Here is a 20,669-nt window from a genome sequence, read left to right as displayed (position 1 = left end):
GGTATGCGCCAGCGGATTGCCTCGTTTTCAAACCGGCGCGACGCTAGTCCAGTTCCCCGCTTGCCACAAGCCCTAGCTCGGCTGGCGCAATGCGGCGATCGCACTTGAGTCGACGATGGCACCGCCTTCCAGCACAAGCACAATCCCACCTTCCGAGGCGCGAGCCTCAACGATACGCGAATAGACATCTGCGTCTTGGTCGCCAAGCGATTCTCCCTCTGCGTAGCTTTGGGTTTTGAAGGAATACAGGCCGTGGACCAAAGTGTTACCTGCAGTATCCGTTCCGTCCCATGAAATCTGCTGCTGTCCGGGCTCTATTGCCGCGCGGTAGACCTCTTGTCCGTCTTCGTTAAGAACAACAAGATCTACCGCATCAGCGAGCGTATTTGGATAGGTGGCCACTTCTATTGGCTCTCCGTCAAAGTATCCCGGCGCCAAGGCCTGTGCGTCCATACCAACCCAAGACGCCATCTGAGAGATGTTCATTGTACTCAGTTGGGTTTGCACGGCTGCGAGCAGATCATTTGTCATAACCTGTTGCTCAACAGAGGAAAATGTCGCGAGTTGCACCGCATAGTCAGACGAATCCACGGGATTTAGCGGATCTTGGTTGTTCATCTGAACGGTGAGCATTTTCAAGAACGTCTCATAATCTGAGTTCAAGCTAGACGTTTGCTCCGCGGAAGTGGCGGCGGCGGGCGAGGTCGGCTGTGTGGGTGTAATCTGCATGAGGTTTCCTAAATTCGTATGTCCAGCCCCTGAGGCGCGACGAACTGAACGACCTGTGTCAAAGCCGCTTCGTCTCTCAAGGCCATGCTGTGTTGAGATGTTTGGGTGTCTTCCTGATGACGTTGACCTTCGTGATCCTGACCAAAGGCAAAAGACAGATTGTCATACCCAAGCGCACGAAAGTCTTCTGCAAGTTGGTCAAGGTGCCGTCGTATGAAATCGGCTGTCTCAGGCCGTTCGGAGTGAATGTGAAGTGACACCTGAGACTCTGTACCAGACAACACCAATCTGACTCGACCGAGTTCTTCCGGGTTCAAGAGAATCTCAACCGGCTTGTCAGGATGCCGCGACACAACATCAACCAATTGCCGAAGGACTTGCGCTGGCAGTTCCGGGGGTCTGTTTGATCCTATGACACCTTCTGTCATTCGAGGTGCTGTCGTCGAAAATCCTTCGGCAGAAACCAGATCAATTTGACGCAGGTTCTCGTCCTTGCCCAACGCGTTGATCTGCACGAACTCAGGCGAAATTGTTGGCGATGTTGCATCCCGCGCAGGTGTCGTGCCTTTGTTAGAGTGTTGCAGTGCAACATGAGCCAAGGCTGTTGGTGCCGAGAGAGGCGAAGGACTTGGCCTTCCTGAGTCAGGTACGGCTCTTTCTGTTTCGACGTGACTCTCCAAAGGGTTTCTAGGATCACTTTGCGCAAACATTAAGTTGGTCTTGCGCGGAGCCAAAAGCTGGTATTCCATTTTGTCGGCGGTGGAATGCTTCGTGGATTCTGTCGCCGGAGATGTGCCATTGGGAAGAGTATTCCCTTCAGGAAGAATGCCGTTGGATGGATTTCCGGGTTTTTGAACTGGTCCGGGTTCGCGCTGCATTTCAATTGCAGAAAGTAAGCCGTTTTGAGTTGCCCCTGAAAACGGCGTTTGGTGCAAGGGCTGCTTGATACGCGGACCGACAACTGCTTCTGCTGATTTCTCCTCAGGTGAATGGTGCGCCAATCGAAAACCCACCTGGTCAGCTTGTTGTGACGGGCGCTGTGCAGGCTGCGCCACTACCTGTGAGTGAGGATCTGCGTTTCGATCTAATGGTTTCTGTAGAAGCTTTTGTGCATCAGCGCTCGGTTTGGCCAAATCGCTGGCTGGATCTGCAGTTTGAGCTTTTTGTAAGCTGGCTTTTGAGGTCGTAAAAAGCGGTGATCCAACAGGCCCAGGTTTTTGAGCAATCGTCGCCAACATCGATTGATGAGCCGAAGGTGTCAGCCCATCGCGGTCTTGACTAAGAACAGGTTCAGACTGCGCTCTGATAGGTCTTTGCGAACCTTCCTGCGCGGTTTGTGTCTGCTGCCGGCTGGCTTGTTCCGTTTCAACGAGAATCTGCACCGAGCCGTTTGAGATATCACGAACGCCAGACGCTAAATCGAAAGTTTCCGGCGACCTTATGGCATCGGATGACGCGTCATTCGGCCCATCATTCTCTGGGTGCGCTCGGTCGTTGGCCGGGACGGGATTATCCGCATCGGCAGTAAGCCCACTTTCTGAATCGGCGTCCGGCTCACCCTTCGCCGGCATTTCAAAAGCGATCACTTCACCCGCCTCTGGTGGTAAGTCTTCGTTCGCCAACAGAACTAAGGCAAAGGCGGTCCAATCGGCCTGCTCTTTCTGAGGAACGGGTAGGCCCGATTCGCCATACAGGGTTTGCGTTAGTGTCTGTGGCACCAGAATCATAATGTCTCCGAAGAATTCTTCTTCTTGGCCGACAGTCTTTCTCAATCTGGTTACCACTTCTTTACGGCTCGTCCCGCAGATTGGCAGAAAGTCGTTCAATTTGGAGAGAGCTTTGTGATACCGCCCCTCACCTCTGCGCCTTCGACCATATCGCAACCCACACCACCTGATGCGCGCCTGCGTGAGGCCGCGATTGAGTTAGAGGCCACCTTTTTGGCCGAAATGCTCAAATACGCGGGGCTTGGAGAATCGTCGGATGGGTTTGGCGGCGGCGCGGGCGAAGATCAATTTGCATCTTTCTTGCGGCTCGAGCAGGCACGGGAAATGGCCCGCTCAGGTGGAATTGGCCTGGCTGAAACCCTGTTCATGGCACTTAAGGAGAGTACCGATGGTTAACCACTCACCCTCAGAAACATTGAGCCAGATGGTCGATTTGCTAGACAAAGAACGGCAAGCAATGCTCAAGGGCGATCTCGACATGCTGACCCGATTGATTGCCGACAAGGAACGCTTGTTGGAACAATTGGAAACGTATCAACCGGATCAAAAAAATGATCTCAGCGCCTTACGTGCGCAAGTTGAAAGCAATCAAACCCTGCTGGCCAGTACACTTGAGGGGGTGCACAGTGTCGCAAACAGATTGCAAGTCTTGCGCCATGTCCAGAGGTCGTTGGAAACCTATGACAGTCTTGGCCGCCGAGCTGTTGTTCAAATCCTGGGGGCCGCCAGATCGAAAGGCGTGCCTGAGAGCGATTTGAATAAATTCGCAATGATTAAACTTTGCGTGTTTAGCACTCCATTAGCACTTGAAGGGACATGGTGATCGGGCATCCGAAAGGGTGGCGCCGCTTGGGGAGCACCCCAAGAGGCACCTGTCAGAAAGACACTCATGACTGCCGCGGCAGTCCGATCAACCGGGTGTAAAGCACCCTCCATTTCAAAGGAAATGCCATGTCCACTTTCCACGCCCCACCGAGGTGCCCATCACCCGCGACAACTTTCTTTCGTTTGATGATGACCGGAGCCGCATTGCTATGCGTTCCCGTTTTCACCACCTGTTACTCACCCGACATCAGGCTTAACAACCAGATGTTGCCCAAGGCTTAATGTTTGCAATTGTTCTGATTTCTAAGAAGGCGCAAGACCTTCAGATTGATTGGTTCATCTCGGCCTGCAGCGCCTCGAGAAATGCCCGCCTGTCCAGTCCGGCATCAATTCTAGGCAACAACTTGATCGTGATCGTTCCAGGAAACTTCAAAAGACTGTCCGAAGGCCAGCACGCACCTGAGTTCAGCAAAACCGGCAGAACCGGCCGGCCAACAATCTGATACAAAACCCCTATACCGGATTGCAAAACAACCTTGTCCTCACGGTTCTGGCGTCTGGTTCCAGTAGGAAAGATCAACAGTTTACGACCAGATTGCACGGCTGCCCGCCCCGCACGAAACCCTACGCGCATAGCATCTGTTGACCCTCGCCGATCCACTGGAATGTGCCCGATCTTTCGCGACAAAAGCCCGACGATTGGGTATCCAAAAACCTCTTTCTTCGCGAACATGACCGGCTGACCCAAAAGCACTTGAAAATAGAGAGTCTCCCAGGAAGACTCGTGCTGGGATGCAATCAAGCAGCTGCTCTCAGGCAGATTCTCAAGACCGACAACCTCGTACCGGATTCCACAGACAACGCGCAAAAGCCACAACTGAAGCTTAAGGTATCCCCCGGTGACAGCCAAAGTCGCGCCGACCGGGAGCACCAACCCGGGCAGCAGCAAGAGAAACGGCACAGCGCAAACGCCTGACAACAGGTAAAACAAAACCGTTCTCAGTCTGACCAATATGGTTGCCTGTGGTGTGCCCGTCATACGTCCGTCTTGCCAAGCCTGCTTTCACCTCTGAGTGTTGCCCGGTATTGCGCCGGAATAAAAGGCAGCATTTTGCGATGAATGCGCAATTATCGACCAAACAGACAATGGAGCTATGTTCAACACAGTAGGGCTGCGTTAGGTTGTGGCCAACGACAGTGTCAGGAGTGTTCATGGGGAGGCTGCCAGCCCGAACTCGCGTGGCAATAACCAGCGCCCTTTTTGGGGTGATGCTGGCAACATCTTCTGTGGTTGCAGGTACTTTCGAAGCAATTCTGATTCTGCCAGAAGAGGCCGACGACCTGCGCAGACCATTAGAAAACGCGTCGCTGGTTTTCACAGCCCAACGTGACGAGATTGAAGAAGCACACGATATCGTTTCTTCCGCTCGGGCCGACTATCGTCGGCTTTTGTCGGTTCTGTATGCTGAAGGGTATTTTGGACCCGAGATCAGCATTCTGGTTGATGGGCGCGAGGCCGCGACCTTGCCGCCATTCGAAACCATCCGGTCGGTACAACGCATCGAACTTCGGATCTCTCCGGGGTCGCCGTTTAAGTTCGGTCGAACAGATCTTGGTCCGTTGGCGCCAGACTCTGAAATCACGGAGCGCTTTCAAACCGGAGAACCCGCAAAAACCGGCGCTATTTCCCAAGCTGCCCGACAGGGCGTCGCGGGATGGCGCGATCAGGGCCACGCCAAGGCCAGCGTAACAGATCAGTCAATCACAGCAGACCATCGAAACGCTGAGCTGGACGTGGACATCGGTCTCGAGCCGGGTCCAAAATTGCGATTTGGGGCGCTGCACATTTCGGGAAACACAAAGATCTCGGAAGAGCGTTTGCGCGAAATCATCGCCCTGCCTATCGGAGAAACCTTTACCCCGGACGAATTGGACAGGATCGGGCGCCGCTTGCGTCGGGCTGGTGTGTTCCGATCAGTCTCGATCACCGAAGCCGACAAGATCGGGCCTAATCAGACATTGGATATCGACATCCAGGTCGAGGACGACAAACCACGCCGGATCACCTTTGGCGCTGAGATTGAGTCCCGTGACGGTCTTACGGTTTCTGCGGCGTGGCTACATCGTAACCTCCTTGGCGGAGGTGAGCGCTTTCTCGTAGATGGAGAAGTCAGCGGTATTGGCGCGCAAACTGGCGGCATGGACATCCGGCTCAACACTGAACTCACACGCCCGGCAACATTTCGGCCTGACACAGACCTTTCCTTTGGCCTCGATTTAGAGACGATTGACGACCCACTGTATGAATTGGACAGGCTTGGGGTGAACGTGTTTTTGACGCGTGTCTTTTCCCCCAAGTTTACCGCTTCTGCCGGTTTTCTGGCCGAGGTGTCTCAATCAACCGACGATTATGGTAATCGCGATTTTCAAATACTTGGCCTCCCTTTCAGGGCAACCTGGGACCAAAGGGATGATGTTCTGGACGCCACGCGCGGTTACTATCTAAGCGGGACACTCATGCCCTATGCTGCATTTGGGGATGGTGCGCCGGGTGTGTTTGTATTTGCGGACACCCGCGCTTACCGTTCTATCGGCAATGGGCGTGTGGTCGCTGCTGGTCGACTTCAGCTAGGTAGCATTCTGGGACCATCAATAGCTGAAACTCCACCAAATATGCTTTTCCTCTCGGGTGGCAGTGGCACGGTTCGTGGCCAACCTTACCAATCGAATTTCGTCACAGTCGATGGCAGGGATAGCGGCGGGCTTTCTTTTGTTGGTATCTCGGGCGAGTTGCGCGTGCGCACGACAGAATCTATTTCAACCGTTGCGTTTTATGACGCCGGATTTGTCGGTGAAACCAGCAACTTCACTGGCTCTGGGAATTGGCAAGCTGGCGCCGGTTTGGGCGTGAGATACCATACCAGCTTTGGGCCAATTCGGGTTGATCTGGGCTTTCCTGTATCCGGAGGAACGTCGAGCAATGCACAGATCTACGTCGGCATTGGACAGGCGTTTTGATGCGGTGGCTTTACCTCATATGGCTTTGTTTCCTGCCTCTTGCGGCCTTCGCCGACGAAGAAGAGGACAAAGGTCGCCTGACGACATTTCTAGAAAGCACCCTGTCAGGGGCTGGTCGAGAGGTTACCATCGAAGGCTTCCAAGGTGCTCTCAGTTCAAATGCCAGCATTGATCGATTAATTATTTCTGATGCCGACGGACCTTGGCTCACTCTGTCTGATGTTGATCTGATCTGGACGCGTTCCGCGTTGCTGCGTGGGCGCGTCGAAGTGGACAAGCTCACCGCTGCTGAAATCCTCATTGATCGCCTTCCCAAAAGCGAGCCGTCAGCGCCCAGCCCCGAGGCGGGCTCATTTTCGCTGCCTGAATTGCCCGTTAGAATCAATATCGGCGAAGTGAATGCTGCGCGGGTTGCTCTTGGTGAAACCATATTGGGAGAGACCGCCAGTTTTTCGGTTTTGGGAAACTTGTCGCTGGTTGACGGCAGTGGCGCGGCAGCGCTCGACATTACGCGCACGGACGGCCCGCAAGGTCACGTGCGCTTAAAAGGTGGTTTTGACAACGCGGGCCAGGTGCTGGACATCAATCTGGATTTGACCGAAGGCGATGACGGGATTGTTGCGGCCCTTTTGAACATCCCCGACAAACCACCTTTGACGATGTCGGTTTCCGGAAATGGACCAATCAGCGCCTATGTTGCCAATTTTGATCTGACCACTGACGGCCAGCCAAGATTGACCGGAACGATCGGAACACAAATGCTGCCCGAGCTGGATGATCAAGGTGTAACAACCGGCGAAGCCCAAGTGTTCGGCGTTGATATTTCAGGCGATATGGCGCCACTCTTTGCGCCCGAATATGCCGACTTCTTTGGACCCAATGTCTCGCTGACTACGATAGTACGCCGCAGCTCTGACTTGCGTACACATCTTGACCAGCTTTTGATCAGCACCCGGTCCTTTCGGGTACAGGGTGAGATGGTTCTTGCGCCCAAAGGATTGCCCGAGCAGATTGCGTTCGACATTGCGATTTCTGATCCCGAGGGCACACCCGTTAAGCTGCCTTCCGTTAATGGCATAAGCCTGCAAGGCGCCAACCTTGATCTTCGCTATGATGTGTCACAGGGAGACGGGTGGGCGCTGCGCGGCCAAATGCAGGGCCTGATCCTGCCAGAGATCACGATGGCGTCGATCAGCCTCGATGGCACCGGCACCATACGCCATCTGGATGTTCCCGATCTAACCGCCGATATCTCATTGCGGGCCGTTGGTGTCTCGGCCACCGATCCGGAAAAGCCGGATGCGGCCAATGCAATTGGCGAAGTTGCCCGAATTGCCACACGGTTTGCCTGGAAGGCCGGCACGCCATTCCGCTTTGAGAGCCTGGAGCTTGAGGCCCAAGACAGCCTTATCTCTGCCGCGGGTGAAATAACGGGCCCCTTTGAGGAATTGACCGTTACCGCCGACGCCGAGGCATCAATTCGTGACCTCGCCTTTCTCGAACCGATTATCCAGCGCCCATTGCGGGGTTCTGCCGAAGCGCGATTGTCCGGCACCGCCCAACCTCTTGGCGGCGCTTTTGATCTGACTCTATCAGCTCTGGCAGAAAACCTTTTGACCGGAGAGCCGACCCTCGACGCTTTGACGGGGGAAGAAACTGCTCTGACTCTGTCCATTAAGCGTGACGGAGATGGTGTTAATCTGCGCGACTTTGAGTTCAAGTCAGAAGCACTGACCGCGGACGCCCGTGGAGATCTCAGAACTGGTGAGGGCGCATTAGAGTTCTCCGCCGCTCTTGACGACGTTAACCGGCTGACCCCGGATTTTCGCGGCCCGGTGACGGTAGCCGGTGACGCCAATGAGACCGCCGAAGGCTGGGCTGCTCGCGTTGAAAGCACCGCGCCTGGCGAAACAACGATTAGTGCGTCTCTAATTCTGCCCAAAACTGGCAAAACCGGCGCTGTCCAATTGGATGTCGCAATCGGAGCGGTTGGTGCTTTGGTTCCGGCGCTCAGTGGCACCGCCAGTTTGCAAGCCAAGGCCGATCAAACAGACGGAGGTTGGAAAATCGACGTGACCGGCAAAGGGTCATCCATCTTTGAGCTGGCGGCTCAAGGAATGCTAAACGACGACTTTCAATCCGGTGATCTAAAAGTTTCCGGCCGGGTTCCACTAGAGTTGGCCAACACACTGACGGACGCAGTTGCCCTGCAGGGTAGCAGCTCTTTTGATCTTGCGATCAATGGGCCCTTTGCGCTGGAAAACCTGAGCGGCAACGTGACCAGTTCCGGCGCACGCCTCACGGCGCCAGAGTTTAACATGGCTTTGTCTGAGCTGGACGTGCGTACAACGATTGCCGGGGCTTCTGCGACTGTAGCGGTTGATGGCGCGGTCAGAGCGGGTGGGCGCTTTGGCGTCAACGGCGCGATTGGTCTGCAGGCGCCCTTCAACGGAGATGTTACCCTCGCTCTCAGAAACGCAATTGTACGGTATGACGACCTGCTTGAGACCGAGCTATTGGGCGAAATTCGCATCAACGGCCCTCTGACGGGCGGCGCGCTGATCTCTGGCCTGATCGACCTTGTCACAACCGAGATCAACGTCGCGGGCGTGAGCATGGGAACAGAAGCCATTCCACTCATCAATCACGTTGGAGAGACAGGGAAAACCTATCGAACGCGTGGGTTTGCTGGTGTTCTTCCCGAACCTGATAAGGGTGCAGGATCCTCCGCGCCGCCATTTGTGTTGGACTTAATCGTGCGCGCCAACAACAAGGTGTTTGTGCGGGGTCTTGGGTTGGATGCCGAATTTGAGGGTGAGTTTGGCCTCCAAGGCCCGACCAATTCGATTACCACCGCTGGAGAGTTTGATTTAACGCGCGGACGGATTGATTTCCTCACAAAGCGGTTGGACTTAACCGAGGGCGTTGTACGTCTTGAGGGGGATTTTGTGCCCTATCTAAGAATGATTGCTGAGACTTCGACAAGCGAAGCAAGTTTTGAAATTGTCCTGGAGGGGCGTGCAACCGATCCTGACTTTAGTGTAAATTCCTCTCCGGACATGCCAGAGGAAGAGGCGTTATCGCTGATCTTATTTGGTCAAAATCTAGAAAAAATCTCGGCCATCCAAGCCGCACAACTGGCAAGCGCCGTTGCATCGCTTCGTGGACAAGGCGGAGGCAATGGACTGTTCGGCGGCGTGCGCAAGGGCATCGGCCTTGATAATCTCGACATCACAACCGACGAGGATGGTACTGCAGGGCTGAGCGCGGGCAAACACCTGACAGAGAGCGTCTACACAGAAATCGAAGTTAATGGGAAAGGCGAAAGCTCTATAAGTTTGAACCTAGATGTCAGCAGCAAGATCACGGTCAAAGGCCGTGTTGATTCAGACTCGGACACTGGAATAGGCCTGTTTTTTAAGCACGACTATTAACGTTCCCAGCTTTCTCAGACCAGACAACAAAAAACGCCCGGGCACTAAACCCGGGCGCATTTCATTTTCTAAGCTGACGTTCAGTCGATGATGACGTTCAACGTTGCGGAAGGGCGCATCACCTTGGCTTTCAGCTCGGCGCTGGGACGGTAGTAACCACCAATCTCGGCGGCCGGTCCCTGAGCGGCAACCAACTCAGCAGCAATCGCCGCTTCGCCATCTGCCAATGCCTTCGCGACAGGGGCAAACTCGGCAGCCAGATCGCCGTCGTCAGATTGCGCCGCCAATGCTTCGGCCCAGTAGCGTGCAAACCAATAGTGGCTGTCGCGGTTGTCTGGCTCACCAACCTTGCGGCTCGGCGAGTTGTTGTTGTCCAGAATACCCTGGGTGGCCGCTTCAGCCGCGCGACCAAGAACACCTGCCTTGGCGTTGCCTTGCGTATCGGCCAGGAAGTTAAGCGATTCACCAAGCGCGCAGAACTCGCCCATTGAATCCCAGCGCAAGTGGTTTTGCTCAACCAGCTGTTGCACGTGTTTCGGGGCAGACCCACCAGCGCCGGTTTCAAACAAACCGCCGCCTTTCATCAGCTTTACGATCGACAACATCTTGGCCGAGGTGCCAAGCTCGAGGATCGGGAACAAGTCAGTCAAATAGTCCCGCAACACATTGCCGGTGATGGCGATGCTGTCATTGCCGGCCGTGATGGTTTTCAGCGACTGTGCGGTCGCTTCGCGCGGCGCCATGATCTGGAATTTGTCAGCAACACCGGCAGCAGCCAGCGCGGGTTCAACATATTTGATCAGCTCGGCATCATGCGCGCGGTTGGCGTCGAGCCAGAAAATCGCTTCGGATCCGGTCAGACGCTGACGATCCATTGCCAGTTCGATCCAGTTATCGATTGGCGCCTTCTTGGCGGTGCAAGAACGCCAGATGTCACCGGCCTCAACATCGTGGCTATGCAGCGTTTCACCGTTCGCCAGAACGATGCGGATTGCGCCATCTGCAGGGGCCTCGAATGTGGTCGGGTGCGAGCCGTACTCTTCAGCTTTCTGCGCCATCAGGCCAACGTTGGCGACAGACCCACAAGTGGTTACGTCCAGCGCGCCGTTGGCTTTGAAAAAGTTGATGGTTTCGTCATAGACGGTCGCATAGCAGCGGTCCGGAATCACACAGTTGGTGTCACCCTTGGCGCCGGCTGCATCCCAGCCTTTGCCGCCCGCGCGGATCACGGCAGGCATAGACGCATCAATAATCACATCCGAAGGAACGTGCAGGTTGGTGATGCCTTTGTCGCTGTCGACCATATACATGGCCGGGCGGTCTGAGGTCGCCGCATCGATGGCCGCCATGATATCGGCATTGCCAGCAACACGTTCCAGAAGATCACCCATGCCCGAGTTCGGGTTGACGCCCAGCGCATCCATTTCTGCACCAAACTTCTCAAAAACTGGCGCGAGCCATGCCTTGACCGCGTGACCAAAGATGATCGGGTCGCTGACCTTCATCATCGTCGCTTTCATGTGAAGCGAGAACATGGTGCCGTCTTTCTTGGTGTCTTCAATGGCGTCCGCAAGGAAAGCGCCCAGCGCTTTGGCCGACATAAAGGTCGCGTCCGCCACGGTGCCTTCATCCAGCGGCCAGCCGTCTTTCAGCAGCGAAACAGAGCCGTCTTTGCCGACAAACTCGATCTTGGCATCACCAGCCTGTGCGGCCGTGATCGTGGCCGACACTTCATTGGCATAAAAGTCGTTGCCCGGCATGCTGGACACTTTGGTTTTGCTGTCAGAGGCCCAGGCCCCCATCGAATGCGGGTTGTTTTGAGCATAGTTCTTAACGGCTTTGGCCGAACGGCGGTCCGAGTTGCCTTCGCGCAGCACCGGGTTCACAGCCGAGCCCTTGATCGCATCATAACGCGCACGGACAGCTTTCTCTTCGTCAGTCGACGGCTCTTCGGGATAAGATGGGATGTCATAACCTTGCGCCTGAAGCTCTTCGACAGCGGCAACCAATTGCGGCACCGAGGCCGAGATGTTCGGCAGCTTGATGACGTTCGCTGCAGGAGTTTTGACCAGCTCGCCCAGTGCGGCCAGATCGTCCGACTGGCGCTGTTCTGCGGTCAGGTTTTCCGGAAAGGTCGCGATGATACGGCCCGAGAGCGAAATATCGGGTGTTCCAACGGTGATCCCTGCTGCGGAAACGAACTTGCGAATAATCGGAAGAAACGAAGCCGAGGCCAGTTCGGGCGCTTCGTCTACAATGGTATACAATATGTCTGCGTTCAGTTTATCGGCCATGTTATCTCTACCTTTCAGCGATTAAAGGAGACTTTGGTGACTTGCGTAGCTTTGCTACAAATCCTCGGTTGTACGTCGCCACGGCTTTTGCAGTCGCAGCAACACCACGTATGCCGCCCCTTTAAATCAGTGGCGCAGGAATTTCAATTGACCCGAGCCGGAAAAGACAGAGGCATGATGCCACGGGGTGCACTTTTATGATCATTAGGAGCTTGGCAATGCGTGGTGCCTCAAGAGGGACTCGAACCCCCGACCTTGTCCTTACGAAGGACCTGCTCTACCAGCTGAGCTATTGAGGCACTTGCGCGGGCGCTCATAGCACCCAGATGCGACGTCGAAAAGAGTTATTTTTCCACCTTTTCAAGTTCTGATTCGTCGTCAGCTTCGTCGACGTCCGGCATGTCTTCGGCGTCCTCCACGTCTTCGACAATCTCAGCTTCGATCAACTCGTCCTCATCCTCATCGTCGCTTTGATCTTCGATCGCACCCACGATCAACGGCAACATCTCAACCCCGGTCGGGCTGGCGACTTCGACTTCGGGTGGGGCAGTCCAGCTCAACGTGTCAAAGCTCTGACAGTTTTCGCAGACCGGAGTCCATCCCGAGTGAATGTTGTGACAATTGTCGCAAACCCATTGCGGTCCACGCGGCGCCGTCAATGCGCGGGCCAGCCAGCCCTTGACCACAGCATCTGATCCGCCCTCACCCCGCTCAATCGCGGCCATGATGGTCAAAGACCGTGTTGATGGATCGGTCTCAAACAAATCGCCCAGCGCGCGACGTGCTTCCGGAAAGTCCTCGGCTGCGATTTGCAGCTCTGCCATAACCATGCGGGTTTCCGAATGATCCTGTGTGCCTTTTGTCAGTGCGCCAAATCGTTTGATCCGCGCCTCTGGGCTTTCGTCAGGTTCGATTGCTGCATAAGCGGCGGCAAGATCGGGGTGCGGTTGCACCTGCCACGCCTTTTTCAGAACCCGCGTTGCATAGCGCTTTTTGTCCTGCTCGATATATCCACGTGCCGCCATAACAGCAGCTGGGATGAGATCAGGGGACAAACGGTTGGCTTCAATGGCCGCCTCGCGCGCCTCAATCGGCTTGGCATCATCAAAAATGTCGTTGGCTTCGGACAGCGCCAGAACGGCGTCACGTCGGCGATGCACATCACGTGGCAGACTACCCGTCCGCAGTTTGGCATTCAGGGTTTCGCGTGCCCCCGACCAATCACCAGATTCGGCCTGCAGCTTGAGCAACACGTCCTGTGTCTCTTCGTGCCGTGGTTTGAGGGCAAAGGCGGTTTCGGCCAATTTCAATGCCGTGTCGGTTTTGCCTTCATTCAGTTTCTGTCGCATCAACCCACGCACACCTACAAAGCGCGTGGAGTCATCCGCCAAAAGCCGTTTGTAAACCTCAGTTGCCTTGTGCTTGTCGCCGGCCATCTCGGCGGCCTGCGCTGTGATCAGGTTTGTCAGCTCGGGTTTCTTCAGGAACCGCTCTGCCTTGCGCGCCTTGTCCATCGCCGTGCGGCCTTCGCCAGACGCCAGCGCCATCAACCCTTCTGCCAGTGCCTGGTATCCCTTTTTCTCACGGTTGCGGTCAAAATAGCGGCTGAGAGCGGTCTCATCTCCGTTCAGGAACTTGAGCACTGCCACGAGGAACGCGGCCAGCTTCAATGCCAACCAAACCAGCGCAACCAACACGATCAAGGCGATCACGGCTTGAAGTGGACCAAGCGTATATTCCACGCCCGCAAAGGTGATCATGACACCACCTTCGCTCTCCATAAGAAGGCCTGCGCCATAGGTCAGGCCCGCAATCGCAGCGACGAAGATCAGAATTTTAATCAAAGACCAAAGCATAAATGAACCTTCAGTTTGTATTGAGGCTTTGCGCCAACGCGTCGACGGCCTGAGTGGCTGCCAAGCGGGTTTCAGCCATTGTCCGCCAATCCGCCATGAGGGACTGCGAAGACTCCGGCAACATGGACAATTCGTCCAGCGCGGCACTCAGGTGTCCTTCACGCAAAGCCGCCTCGGCACGAGACAGGATCGCATCGGCGTCCTCACCTTCCTGCGGCTCAGTCGAGCGCGCACCCAATTGCGTTTTCAGGAAATGCGTCAGCCTGTTTCCGCCATCGCCCTCTTGCTTGCGTGCATCTGCCAGCGCGACGCGGGCGTAGTCCGGAAAAGCATCCGCCAAGGCGACATTTGTTGGCACCCCGTCGTCAGCATAGGTCGACAACGCCGCCGGAATGGACACTCCAGACACACTGGCCAACTCGGTCAACGCGCCACGATACGGCGCCCCGGAATCCACGGCTGACACGACACGGGTCAACGCAGCTTGGGCGAGCGTTTCCTGTGCCGTACGAGCAGAGTTTTCCTTGAGGGTTTCAGCTTCGGCCAATTGTTCGGATACCATTGCGCGCAGTTGTTCAACTTCGCGCTCGTAAGCCTCAATCGCGGTTGACGATACGCCCTCGGTCATCGGGCGCTTTTCCATCTCGATCACGCGGCCTTCGAGAGATTGGATTTTTCCACCCAATTCTTCAATGCGGTCCGAGAGCGCGGCAACACGGGCATTGGTTTCGTCCACCAACGCCAACCCATCACTGGCGGCACCTGCGGCTGACGAGATTTGCTCTTGATTTGATTGTAGCGTCGCAAGTGCATCCTGCTGCGCATCAAGTTTTTGCGTGAGTGCGGCAATGGCCTCATCCGACTTGCCGCCGAATAGTATGCCTTGCGATCCCAGATAGCTGGCCGCGCCAAACCCAACACCCGCTGCAACAACGCCGCCTATGACCATAGGCATGAAACCATTGCCGGAGGATTTCTCTTCGGTGACCTCAACAGCTTCAGGTTTTGGGGCTTCGTCGTCGCTTTGAATGTCTTCATCCAGAGGGCCGCCGACACCCTCTTCTTCCACGACATTGTCAGCTCCGGCATCCGTGGGCTCTTCGATCTCTTCCGATGCGCTTTCTTCCACGACCTCAGCGTCGAGAACCTCTTCTGCGTCAGGCTTTGTCTCAGTCTGCGCACTGTCCGGTTTGTCGGTTTTGTCTGACTTGGCCACCCGCTGTCACCCTTTCGAATCCGGTTTCGTTCTTCAAATACTCAAAGCAAATCTAAGGAGAAGTCCCAATACTCTCAATGACTCATCCTGCGTTTGCCACCTGCTTTATCGCCGCAACCATACTGACGGCATCAGGCGCATCTGCAACAACCATCTGCACCGGGCCAAGTGCCGCGGCCTCGGCTGCGACGGCTTCACTGATTGCGACCACGGTCAAAGGCGCCTCGAAAGGGCCCTGTTGTACAACCTGCGCCGCGCTTCTCGGCGAGAAAAGGGGAAGAATTACAGGGTTTTCCCGATGCAACGCCAGTCGTGCCTGATCCGTCAATGCCTGGCTAACCTGCTGGTAAACAACGATCTCAGCGGTTTCGATGCCTTCGCGACTCAAGCGCTCTGCGAGGTCTCCGCGGGCAAAAGCACCGCGAAAGTGCACCAGAGGCGCCTTTGGATTGTCGGCCAATATCCGCCTGAGCAAGGCTTCGACGTCCCCGGCGGCAGACTTGGCCTGCCACCCCTTTGCCTTGGCCGCTTCCATCGTGGCGTCACCAACACACCAACAGGGTGCTTCTCTGCCCTCAATCATTTCAACCCCGTTGCGAGAGGTAAAAATCGCCCCGGTGAAAGACTCTGGGCTTTCAAACGGCACCGACTCGATCAGTTGCACGGGTGAAATGACGATCTCAGCCGCGATCCCCTCCAGCTTTTTGGCAAAGGCGGTTGCGGCGGCAGTTGGCCGCGTCAGCAATATCAAGGGTGTTTCATGTGTCATAGGCACGGCCAGCATTGTTCCCGGGCACCTTTCGGTGTTACCTGCCCATGACGTGACACGCAACGGCAATGGCATGACTTCAGACCTTACCATCCTTGGACTCGAAAGCACCTGCGATGATACGGCGGCGGCAATTGTACGTCAGGCCGATCGCGAGGCGCCTGAGATCTTGGCCTCGGTGGTGCATGGTCAAACAAGCCTGCATGCTGATTTTGGCGGCGTTGTTCCTGAGATTGCGGCCCGCGCCCACGCCGAAAAACTCGACATCTGCGTCGAAGAGGCTCTGGCCGCTTCGGGGCTTTCGCTATCTGAGATTGACGCCATCGCCGTAAGTGCCGGGCCGGGTCTGATTGGCGGCGTCCTGTCTGGTGTCATGTGCGCCAAGGGGCTCGCGGCCGGGCTAAGTGTTCCCTTGGTTGGGGTAAATCATCTTGCCGGGCATGCGTTGACACCGCGACTGACCGATCAGGTCACGTTTCCCTACCTCATGCTTTTGGTATCCGGCGGTCATTGTCAGTTCCTGATTGCGCGTGGCCCCGAAGAGTTCACGCGCCTTGGCGGCACGATTGATGACGCGCCGGGAGAAGCCTTTGACAAAACTGCCCGTCTTTTGGGATTGCCGCAGCCCGGAGGGCCCTCGGTTCAAGCCAAGGCTGAAGTGGGCGACCCAAAGCGGTTTCGTTTGCCGCGTCCCCTTCTGGATCGTCCCGGATGTGACATGTCTTTCTCAGGGCTAAAGACGGCGATCCTTCGGGCCCGCGATGCTGTTGTCGCGGATAAGGGGGGGTTGACCGAACAGGATCGCGCTGATTTATGCGCCGGCTTTCAGGCTGCTGTGGTCGATGTCTTGGCCGAAAAAACCAAACGAGCCTTGGTCGAATACTTAGCCGAAAACCCCGAAGCACCACTGTTGGCCGTTGCGGGCGGAGTTGCGGCGAATTCCGCTATTCGTGCTGAGTTAGAGACTGTTTGTGCGAATTTGGGTGTAGCGTTCGTCGCCCCACCATTGGCTCTTTGCACCGATAACGCCGCTATGATTGCCTATGCCGGATTGGAACGTTTTCGCAATGGTGCGCAGGACGACATGACATTGGTTGCGCGACCAAGATGGCCACTGGACAAAGCGGCCCCTGCACTGCTGGGCGGTGGCAAAAAAGGAGCCAAATCATGAGCATCAGCGTTATTGGCGCGGGCGCCTTTGGAACAGCACTGGCCATTTCAATGGCGCGCACCGGCTCCAAAGTGACACTTTGGGCCAAAGACCCGAAGAAAACTGCTGCTATGAACGCCGATCGTGAGAATGCCGCGCGCCTGCCAGGAATAGAGCTGCCTCAAACACTCTCAGTCACACATGACATGTCTGCCGCGCTCGCTGAGACCATGTTATTGGCGGTTCCTATGCAAAAAATGCGCGGGTTACTGAACACAACACCCGAGCTCAACGGCCGCTTGCTTGTCGCATGTTGCAAAGGTGTTGAACTGGAGACCGAACTGGGCCCTGTCTCAGTGATCCGCGATTGCGACCCCGAGGCGACCCCGGCCATTCTAACCGGTCCCAGCTTTGCCGCTGACATTGCACGCGGACTGCCAACTGCTCTGACCTTGGCGGTAGAAGACGACACCATTGGTCACGCACTTCAGGCCAAGCTTACGACTCCCAATATCCGGATCTATCGGACAACCGACACCATCGGCGCCGAGCTTGGCGGTGCACTTAAGAACGTGATGGCCATTGCCTGTGGCGCCGCGATGGGTGCAAACTTGGGTGAAAGTGCGCGAGCAGCCCTGATGACCCGCGGCTATGCTGAAATGCAGCGCATGGCCGGAGCACTTGGCGCCCGCCCTGATACACTCGCCGGGCTCTCCGGCTTTGGCGACCTCACGCTGACCTGTACATCCGATCAGTCACGGAATTACCGTTTTGGGCTGAGTTTGGGTCGAAACGATGCTTTTGATCCCTCAATCACCGTCGAAGGCGCAGACACGGCCAGAGCGGTTCAGGCTCGTGCAAAACACATGCAAATCGACATGCCGATCACCGACGCCGTTGTTGGCCTGATCGACCACAATATGCAAATCTCGCAAGCGATGGAGATGCTTCTCTCTCGCCCACCCAAGGAGGAATAACATGAAAATCGCCCTAATCGCCAAAGACAAACCCGGCGCGCTGGAAATTCGCAAAGCCAACCGTGACGCGCACGTCGCCTATCTCAAGGCCACGGATGCTGTCGAAATGGCTGGCCCATTTCTGGATGAAAACGGCGAGATGTGCGGATCGCTCATCATTTTGAATATGGATATGGAAGGCGCCAAAGATTGGGCCGCCAATGACCCCTACAAAAAGGCCGATCTGTTCGAAAGTGTCGAGCTGATCGCGTGGAACAAGGTTCTGGGCTGATGCAGTATTGGCTGTTCAAATCCGAGCCGAACACGTGGAGTTGGCAGAACCAGCTCGACAAGGGCGATGCCGGAGAGGAATGGGATGGTGTGCGCAACTATCAGGCGCGCAATTTCATGCGGGACATGAAAGTCGGTGATCGTGGGTTTTTCTATCATTCAATGAAGGAGAAATCCGTGGTGGGAATCGTCGAAGTGATGGCCGAGGCGCATCCGGATTCCACCACCGACGATACGCGCTGGGAATGCGTGGACATCAAGGCGGTTAAGGCTGTTCCAGCCCCGGTATCGCTGGATCAGATAAAAGCCGACCCCCGCTTGGCCGATATGGTTTTGGTCAAGAACTCGCGCCTTTCAGTTCAACCCGTGACGGCCGAAGAATGGGCGATTGTCTGTCAGCTGGGCGGGCTATAGGCAAGTCGCTTCAACTTCGACATACTGACCAAAAATCAGGAGTACGGCATGGATTTTCTCATCGTAATTGGCGCGGGGCTGGCCTCGTATCTCTTCGGGGCAATCTGGTACATGTCTTTGGCATCACGCTGGATGGAAGCGGCGGGGCCGGCGCAGTATCGGGTCTGGGAGTCGGCCTGTTCCTCGTGACACCCTGGGTCGCAACAAACTATGTGTTCGCCGACCGCAATCCCCGTCTCATCTGGATTGATGGAGGTTTTGCAACGGGTGGCTGCACGATCATGGGAATTGTCCTGACCATCATGTGATTTACCAACTTCCGCTGGATCCCCCACCACTGGAAGACCCGCCACCGAATGATGATCCCCCAGAGGACGAGCTGGATGAGGATTTCCGCGGAATGGTGCGAGTGCCTGACCACTTGTCGCCGCAGTTGTGGCACGTGTAGTCAATGCGCTTTAGTCCGGTTGAAGATGTGGTCGCAGCCGTGATGATTGTGGTGTCGCCCTGTACAGTCCGATACCCGCAAGATCTGCAGGCTCCATAAGACGAGAACCAGGATTTATAGGCCTCAACGGTTACGTGCTCGCACCGCTCACAGGTCCAAACGTCGTAGTCCACACTTTTCAGCCGCTCCTCGGTGATTTCACCCTTCTCAAGATGCTGGTCATCCCAAACCTCATCCAGCTTGACCATTTTTGTGCAGTCCACCGGACAAATCCGCGGTTTGTTGCGACGCCAGCGTTGCGCAGCTTTGGCGCCCAAGGCAGCAACCGGAGCCAATAGCGCATAGATCCAGTTCCCAACCCAATCCAGGAACTTTTTTAGTGCACCACCAATCTTTTGCATCGCGCTAGCATCATATTCTCCAGGCCAGCTTCCGGTGATCTCTTTGATCACGGCATCCACACCGTGCTCAATCCCACCGACATAGTCAGATTTTTTGAACCTTGGTGTAATTTTGGTGTCGATAATATTGCCCATCGGAACATTCTTGACGGTGCCATAGCCTGAGCCCACCTCGATCCGCATCACGCGATCCTCCAAAGCGATCAGCATGACGACACCATCATTCCGGCTGGCATCACCAACGCCCCACGTGTTGAACAGCCCGGTGGCAAAGGGCTCTATCTCGCCGTCATGGCCGTAGTCCTGCATCGACCGGATCGTTACGACCGTGAACTCAATGTCGCGCTTTTCACGCAGTTCAATCAGTTTTTGGCGAATGCGATCTTCGTCCTCGGCCGGCAATAGATCGGCAAAATCATTGACGTAAAGTTCGGTGTAATCAGGGTATTGCTGGGCTGTTGCCAAATTGGCTACCGGCAAAGCGACGATCAAAATCAAAGTCTTTATGAGTTGGCGCACAAAAAAGCTCCCGTTCTACGCGGGAGCTTTCTAGCATTTCCAGAGTCGTCTGTTTAGCCCGGCGTTGAAGACACGCCAACCTGGGCCGGACGCAGCAAACGATCGTGCAACATGAACCCTTCAGCCGAGACCTGAATGATCTCGCCGGACTTTGTCCCTGGCACTGGTGCTTCGAACATGGCTTCGTGGATTTGCGGATCAAACTTGTCACCCACTTCGGGCGCGATCACCTCAATACCATGCTTGCCGAAAGTGTTCAGCAACTGCCGCATTGTCAGCTCAATCCCCTCGATCAGCGCGGCGGCAGCCTCTTTTTGATCTTCGGTAATCGATTCAACGGCCCGTTTCATGTTGTCATAGACCGGCAGCATGTCGCGGGCCAGTTTTGACCCACCGTATTGTTCGGCGTCCCGGCGTGCCTTTTCACCGCGCTTGCGCGAGTTTTCAGCGTCTGCAAGGGCGCGCATGAACTTGTCTTTGTAATCGTCACGCTCAGCGCGCAGCGAATCCAGCTCAACGGCCTCGTCTTCCAGCTCATCCAGCGTTTGGGCAAATTCTTCTGCTTCTGCTTCTGAAATATCGTCCAGAAATTCGTTTTCTTTCGGCTCTGCCATGTCTCAAC

19 protein-coding genes, 1 tRNA gene and 1 pseudogene are annotated in these 20,669 nt (G+C 55.7%); 10 read left to right on the top strand and 11 right to left on the bottom strand.

The window, feature by feature from the left end; translation table 11 throughout:
- Positions 1-72 precede the first annotated feature (72 nt).
- Both Q0932_RS02190 and Q0932_RS02185 read right to left on the bottom strand, forming a co-directional pair.
- Positions 73-729: a flagellar hook capping FlgD N-terminal domain-containing protein gene (locus Q0932_RS02190; protein WP_299349253.1), complete on the bottom strand. Its 657-nt coding sequence runs from the start codon at positions 727-729 to the stop codon at positions 73-75.
- An 8-nt stretch (positions 730-737) separates the two neighbouring features.
- A complete protein-coding gene (locus Q0932_RS02185) occupies positions 738-2,501 on the bottom strand; it encodes a flagellar hook-length control protein FliK (protein WP_299349250.1) in 1,764 nt (587 codons plus the stop codon).
- A 72-nt stretch (positions 2,502-2,573) separates the two neighbouring features.
- Between Q0932_RS02185 and Q0932_RS02180 the strand changes: the two genes are divergently transcribed.
- Complete coding sequence (locus tag Q0932_RS02180) at positions 2,574-2,852, top strand: rod-binding protein (protein WP_299349651.1); 279 nt, start codon at positions 2,574-2,576, stop codon at positions 2,850-2,852.
- The gene (locus tag Q0932_RS02175) at positions 2,845-3,279 is read left to right on the top strand and encodes a flagellar biosynthesis protein FlgN (RefSeq protein WP_299349248.1); all 435 of its coding nucleotides are present in this window, start codon (positions 2,845-2,847) and stop codon (positions 3,277-3,279) included. Before Q0932_RS02180 ends, Q0932_RS02175 begins: the two co-directional genes overlap by 8 nt.
- Before the next feature lie 133 nt (positions 3,280-3,412).
- Here the strand turns inward: Q0932_RS02175 and Q0932_RS02170 are convergent.
- Both Q0932_RS02170 and Q0932_RS02165 read right to left on the bottom strand, forming a co-directional pair.
- A pseudogene (locus Q0932_RS02170) lies at positions 3,413-3,508 on the bottom strand (chemotaxis protein MotB); the annotation flags it as partial.
- A gap of 95 nt (positions 3,509-3,603) precedes the next feature.
- A complete protein-coding gene (locus Q0932_RS02165) occupies positions 3,604-4,293 on the bottom strand; it encodes a lysophospholipid acyltransferase family protein (RefSeq protein WP_299349245.1) in 690 nt (229 codons plus the stop codon).
- 200 nt (positions 4,294-4,493) lie between these two features.
- Here Q0932_RS02165 and Q0932_RS02160 point away from each other — a divergent pair, with 200 nt between their 5' ends.
- Together Q0932_RS02160 and Q0932_RS02155 are read left to right on the top strand one after the other, a co-directional pair.
- A complete protein-coding gene (locus tag Q0932_RS02160) occupies positions 4,494-6,299 on the top strand; it encodes a BamA/TamA family outer membrane protein (RefSeq protein WP_299349242.1) in 1,806 nt (601 codons plus the stop codon).
- The gene (locus Q0932_RS02155) at positions 6,299-9,733 is read left to right on the top strand and encodes a translocation/assembly module TamB domain-containing protein (RefSeq protein ID WP_299349240.1); all 3,435 of its coding nucleotides are present in this window, start codon (positions 6,299-6,301) and stop codon (positions 9,731-9,733) included. The genes Q0932_RS02160 and Q0932_RS02155 overlap by 1 nt, the downstream gene beginning before the upstream one ends.
- 80 nt (positions 9,734-9,813) lie before the next feature.
- On the opposite strand, the gene Q0932_RS02150 is transcribed toward Q0932_RS02155, so the two are convergent.
- From Q0932_RS02150 to Q0932_RS02130, 5 genes are all read right to left on the bottom strand, one after another.
- Positions 9,814-12,027 carry an NADP-dependent isocitrate dehydrogenase gene (locus Q0932_RS02150; protein WP_299349237.1) on the bottom strand — a complete coding sequence of 738 codons (2,214 nt, stop codon included), beginning with the start codon at positions 12,025-12,027 and terminating at the stop codon, positions 9,814-9,816.
- A 223-nt stretch (positions 12,028-12,250) separates the two neighbouring features.
- A tRNA-Thr gene (locus Q0932_RS02145) sits at positions 12,251-12,326 on the bottom strand.
- A gap of 45 nt (positions 12,327-12,371) precedes the next feature.
- Positions 12,372-13,883: a heme biosynthesis HemY N-terminal domain-containing protein gene (locus Q0932_RS02140; protein WP_299349235.1), complete on the bottom strand. Its 1,512-nt coding sequence runs from the start codon at positions 13,881-13,883 to the stop codon at positions 12,372-12,374.
- Between the two features lie 10 nt (positions 13,884-13,893).
- Positions 13,894-15,099 carry a hypothetical protein gene (locus Q0932_RS02135; RefSeq protein ID WP_299349232.1) on the bottom strand — a complete coding sequence of 402 codons (1,206 nt, stop codon included), beginning with the start codon at positions 15,097-15,099 and terminating at the stop codon, positions 13,894-13,896.
- Between the two features lie 82 nt (positions 15,100-15,181).
- On the bottom strand, positions 15,182-15,868 hold the full coding sequence (locus tag Q0932_RS02130) for a uroporphyrinogen-III synthase (protein WP_299349230.1): 687 nt from the start codon (positions 15,866-15,868) through the stop codon (positions 15,182-15,184).
- Positions 15,869-15,941: 73 nt separating this feature from the next.
- On the opposite strand from Q0932_RS02130, the gene tsaD reads away from it, so the two are divergent.
- The 6 genes from tsaD to Q0932_RS02100 are packed head-to-tail and all read left to right on the top strand — an operon-like array spanning position 15,942 to position 18,987.
- Positions 15,942-17,039 carry a tRNA (adenosine(37)-N6)-threonylcarbamoyltransferase complex transferase subunit TsaD gene (gene tsaD / locus Q0932_RS02125; protein WP_299349228.1) on the top strand — a complete coding sequence of 366 codons (1,098 nt, stop codon included), beginning with the start codon at positions 15,942-15,944 and terminating at the stop codon, positions 17,037-17,039.
- Complete coding sequence (locus Q0932_RS02120; RefSeq protein ID WP_299349226.1) at positions 17,036-17,995, top strand: NAD(P)H-dependent glycerol-3-phosphate dehydrogenase; 960 nt, start codon at positions 17,036-17,038, stop codon at positions 17,993-17,995. The genes tsaD and Q0932_RS02120 overlap by 4 nt, the downstream gene beginning before the upstream one ends.
- Position 17,996: 1 nt before the next feature.
- Positions 17,997-18,266 carry a YciI family protein gene (locus Q0932_RS02115; RefSeq protein WP_299349223.1) on the top strand — a complete coding sequence of 90 codons (270 nt, stop codon included), beginning with the start codon at positions 17,997-17,999 and terminating at the stop codon, positions 18,264-18,266.
- A complete protein-coding gene (locus Q0932_RS02110) occupies positions 18,266-18,679 on the top strand; it encodes an EVE domain-containing protein (RefSeq protein WP_299349650.1) in 414 nt (137 codons plus the stop codon). Before Q0932_RS02115 ends, Q0932_RS02110 begins: the two co-directional genes overlap by 1 nt.
- Before the next feature lie 48 nt (positions 18,680-18,727).
- The gene (locus tag Q0932_RS02105; RefSeq protein ID WP_299349660.1) at positions 18,728-18,868 is read left to right on the top strand and encodes a hypothetical protein; all 141 of its coding nucleotides are present in this window, start codon (positions 18,728-18,730) and stop codon (positions 18,866-18,868) included.
- Positions 18,802-18,987 (top strand): DUF1761 domain-containing protein, encoded by a 186-nt coding sequence (locus tag Q0932_RS02100; RefSeq protein ID WP_299349648.1) that lies wholly within the window; start codon positions 18,802-18,804, stop codon positions 18,985-18,987. Before Q0932_RS02105 ends, Q0932_RS02100 begins: the two co-directional genes overlap by 67 nt.
- A 1-nt stretch (position 18,988) precedes the next feature.
- Here Q0932_RS02100 and Q0932_RS02095 read toward each other — a convergent pair whose 3' ends face one another.
- Together Q0932_RS02095 and Q0932_RS02090 are read right to left on the bottom strand one after the other, a co-directional pair.
- Positions 18,989-20,047, bottom strand: a complete 1,059-nt coding sequence (locus Q0932_RS02095; RefSeq protein WP_299349220.1) for a TPM domain-containing protein — start codon at positions 20,045-20,047, stop codon at positions 18,989-18,991.
- 53 nt (positions 20,048-20,100) lie between these two features.
- Positions 20,101-20,661 carry a nucleotide exchange factor GrpE gene (locus tag Q0932_RS02090; protein ID WP_299349218.1) on the bottom strand — a complete coding sequence of 187 codons (561 nt, stop codon included), beginning with the start codon at positions 20,659-20,661 and terminating at the stop codon, positions 20,101-20,103.
- Positions 20,662-20,669: the final 8 nt, after the last annotated feature.

The organism is uncultured Shimia sp., assembly GCF_947498095.1.
Lineage (GTDB): Bacteria > Pseudomonadota > Alphaproteobacteria > Rhodobacterales > Rhodobacteraceae > Shimia.
This window is presented reverse-complemented; position numbering and strand designations above follow the sequence as displayed.

Coding starts and splice junctions, on each gene's coding strand:
- Q0932_RS02190 (WP_299349253.1), bottom strand. CDS start 729: ATGCAGATTACACCCACACAGCCGACCTCGCCCGCCGCCGCCACTTCC.
- Q0932_RS02175 (WP_299349248.1), top strand. CDS start 2,845: ATGGTTAACCACTCACCCTCAGAAACATTGAGCCAGATGGTCGATTTG.
- Q0932_RS02160 (WP_299349242.1), top strand. CDS start 4,494: ATGGGGAGGCTGCCAGCCCGAACTCGCGTGGCAATAACCAGCGCCCTT.
- Q0932_RS02155 (WP_299349240.1), top strand. CDS start 6,299: ATGCGGTGGCTTTACCTCATATGGCTTTGTTTCCTGCCTCTTGCGGCC.
- Q0932_RS02150 (WP_299349237.1), bottom strand. CDS start 12,027: ATGGCCGATAAACTGAACGCAGACATATTGTATACCATTGTAGACGAA.
- Q0932_RS02140 (WP_299349235.1), bottom strand. CDS start 13,883: ATGCTTTGGTCTTTGATTAAAATTCTGATCTTCGTCGCTGCGATTGCG.
- Q0932_RS02130 (WP_299349230.1), bottom strand. CDS start 15,868: ATGACACATGAAACACCCTTGATATTGCTGACGCGGCCAACTGCCGCC.
- tsaD (WP_299349228.1), top strand. CDS start 15,942: ATGACTTCAGACCTTACCATCCTTGGACTCGAAAGCACCTGCGATGAT.
- Q0932_RS02120 (WP_299349226.1), top strand. CDS start 17,036: ATGAGCATCAGCGTTATTGGCGCGGGCGCCTTTGGAACAGCACTGGCC.
- Q0932_RS02115 (WP_299349223.1), top strand. CDS start 17,997: ATGAAAATCGCCCTAATCGCCAAAGACAAACCCGGCGCGCTGGAAATT.
- Q0932_RS02110 (WP_299349650.1), top strand. CDS start 18,266: ATGCAGTATTGGCTGTTCAAATCCGAGCCGAACACGTGGAGTTGGCAG.
- Q0932_RS02105 (WP_299349660.1), top strand. CDS start 18,728: ATGGATTTTCTCATCGTAATTGGCGCGGGGCTGGCCTCGTATCTCTTC.
- Q0932_RS02090 (WP_299349218.1), bottom strand. CDS start 20,661: ATGGCAGAGCCGAAAGAAAACGAATTTCTGGACGATATTTCAGAAGCA.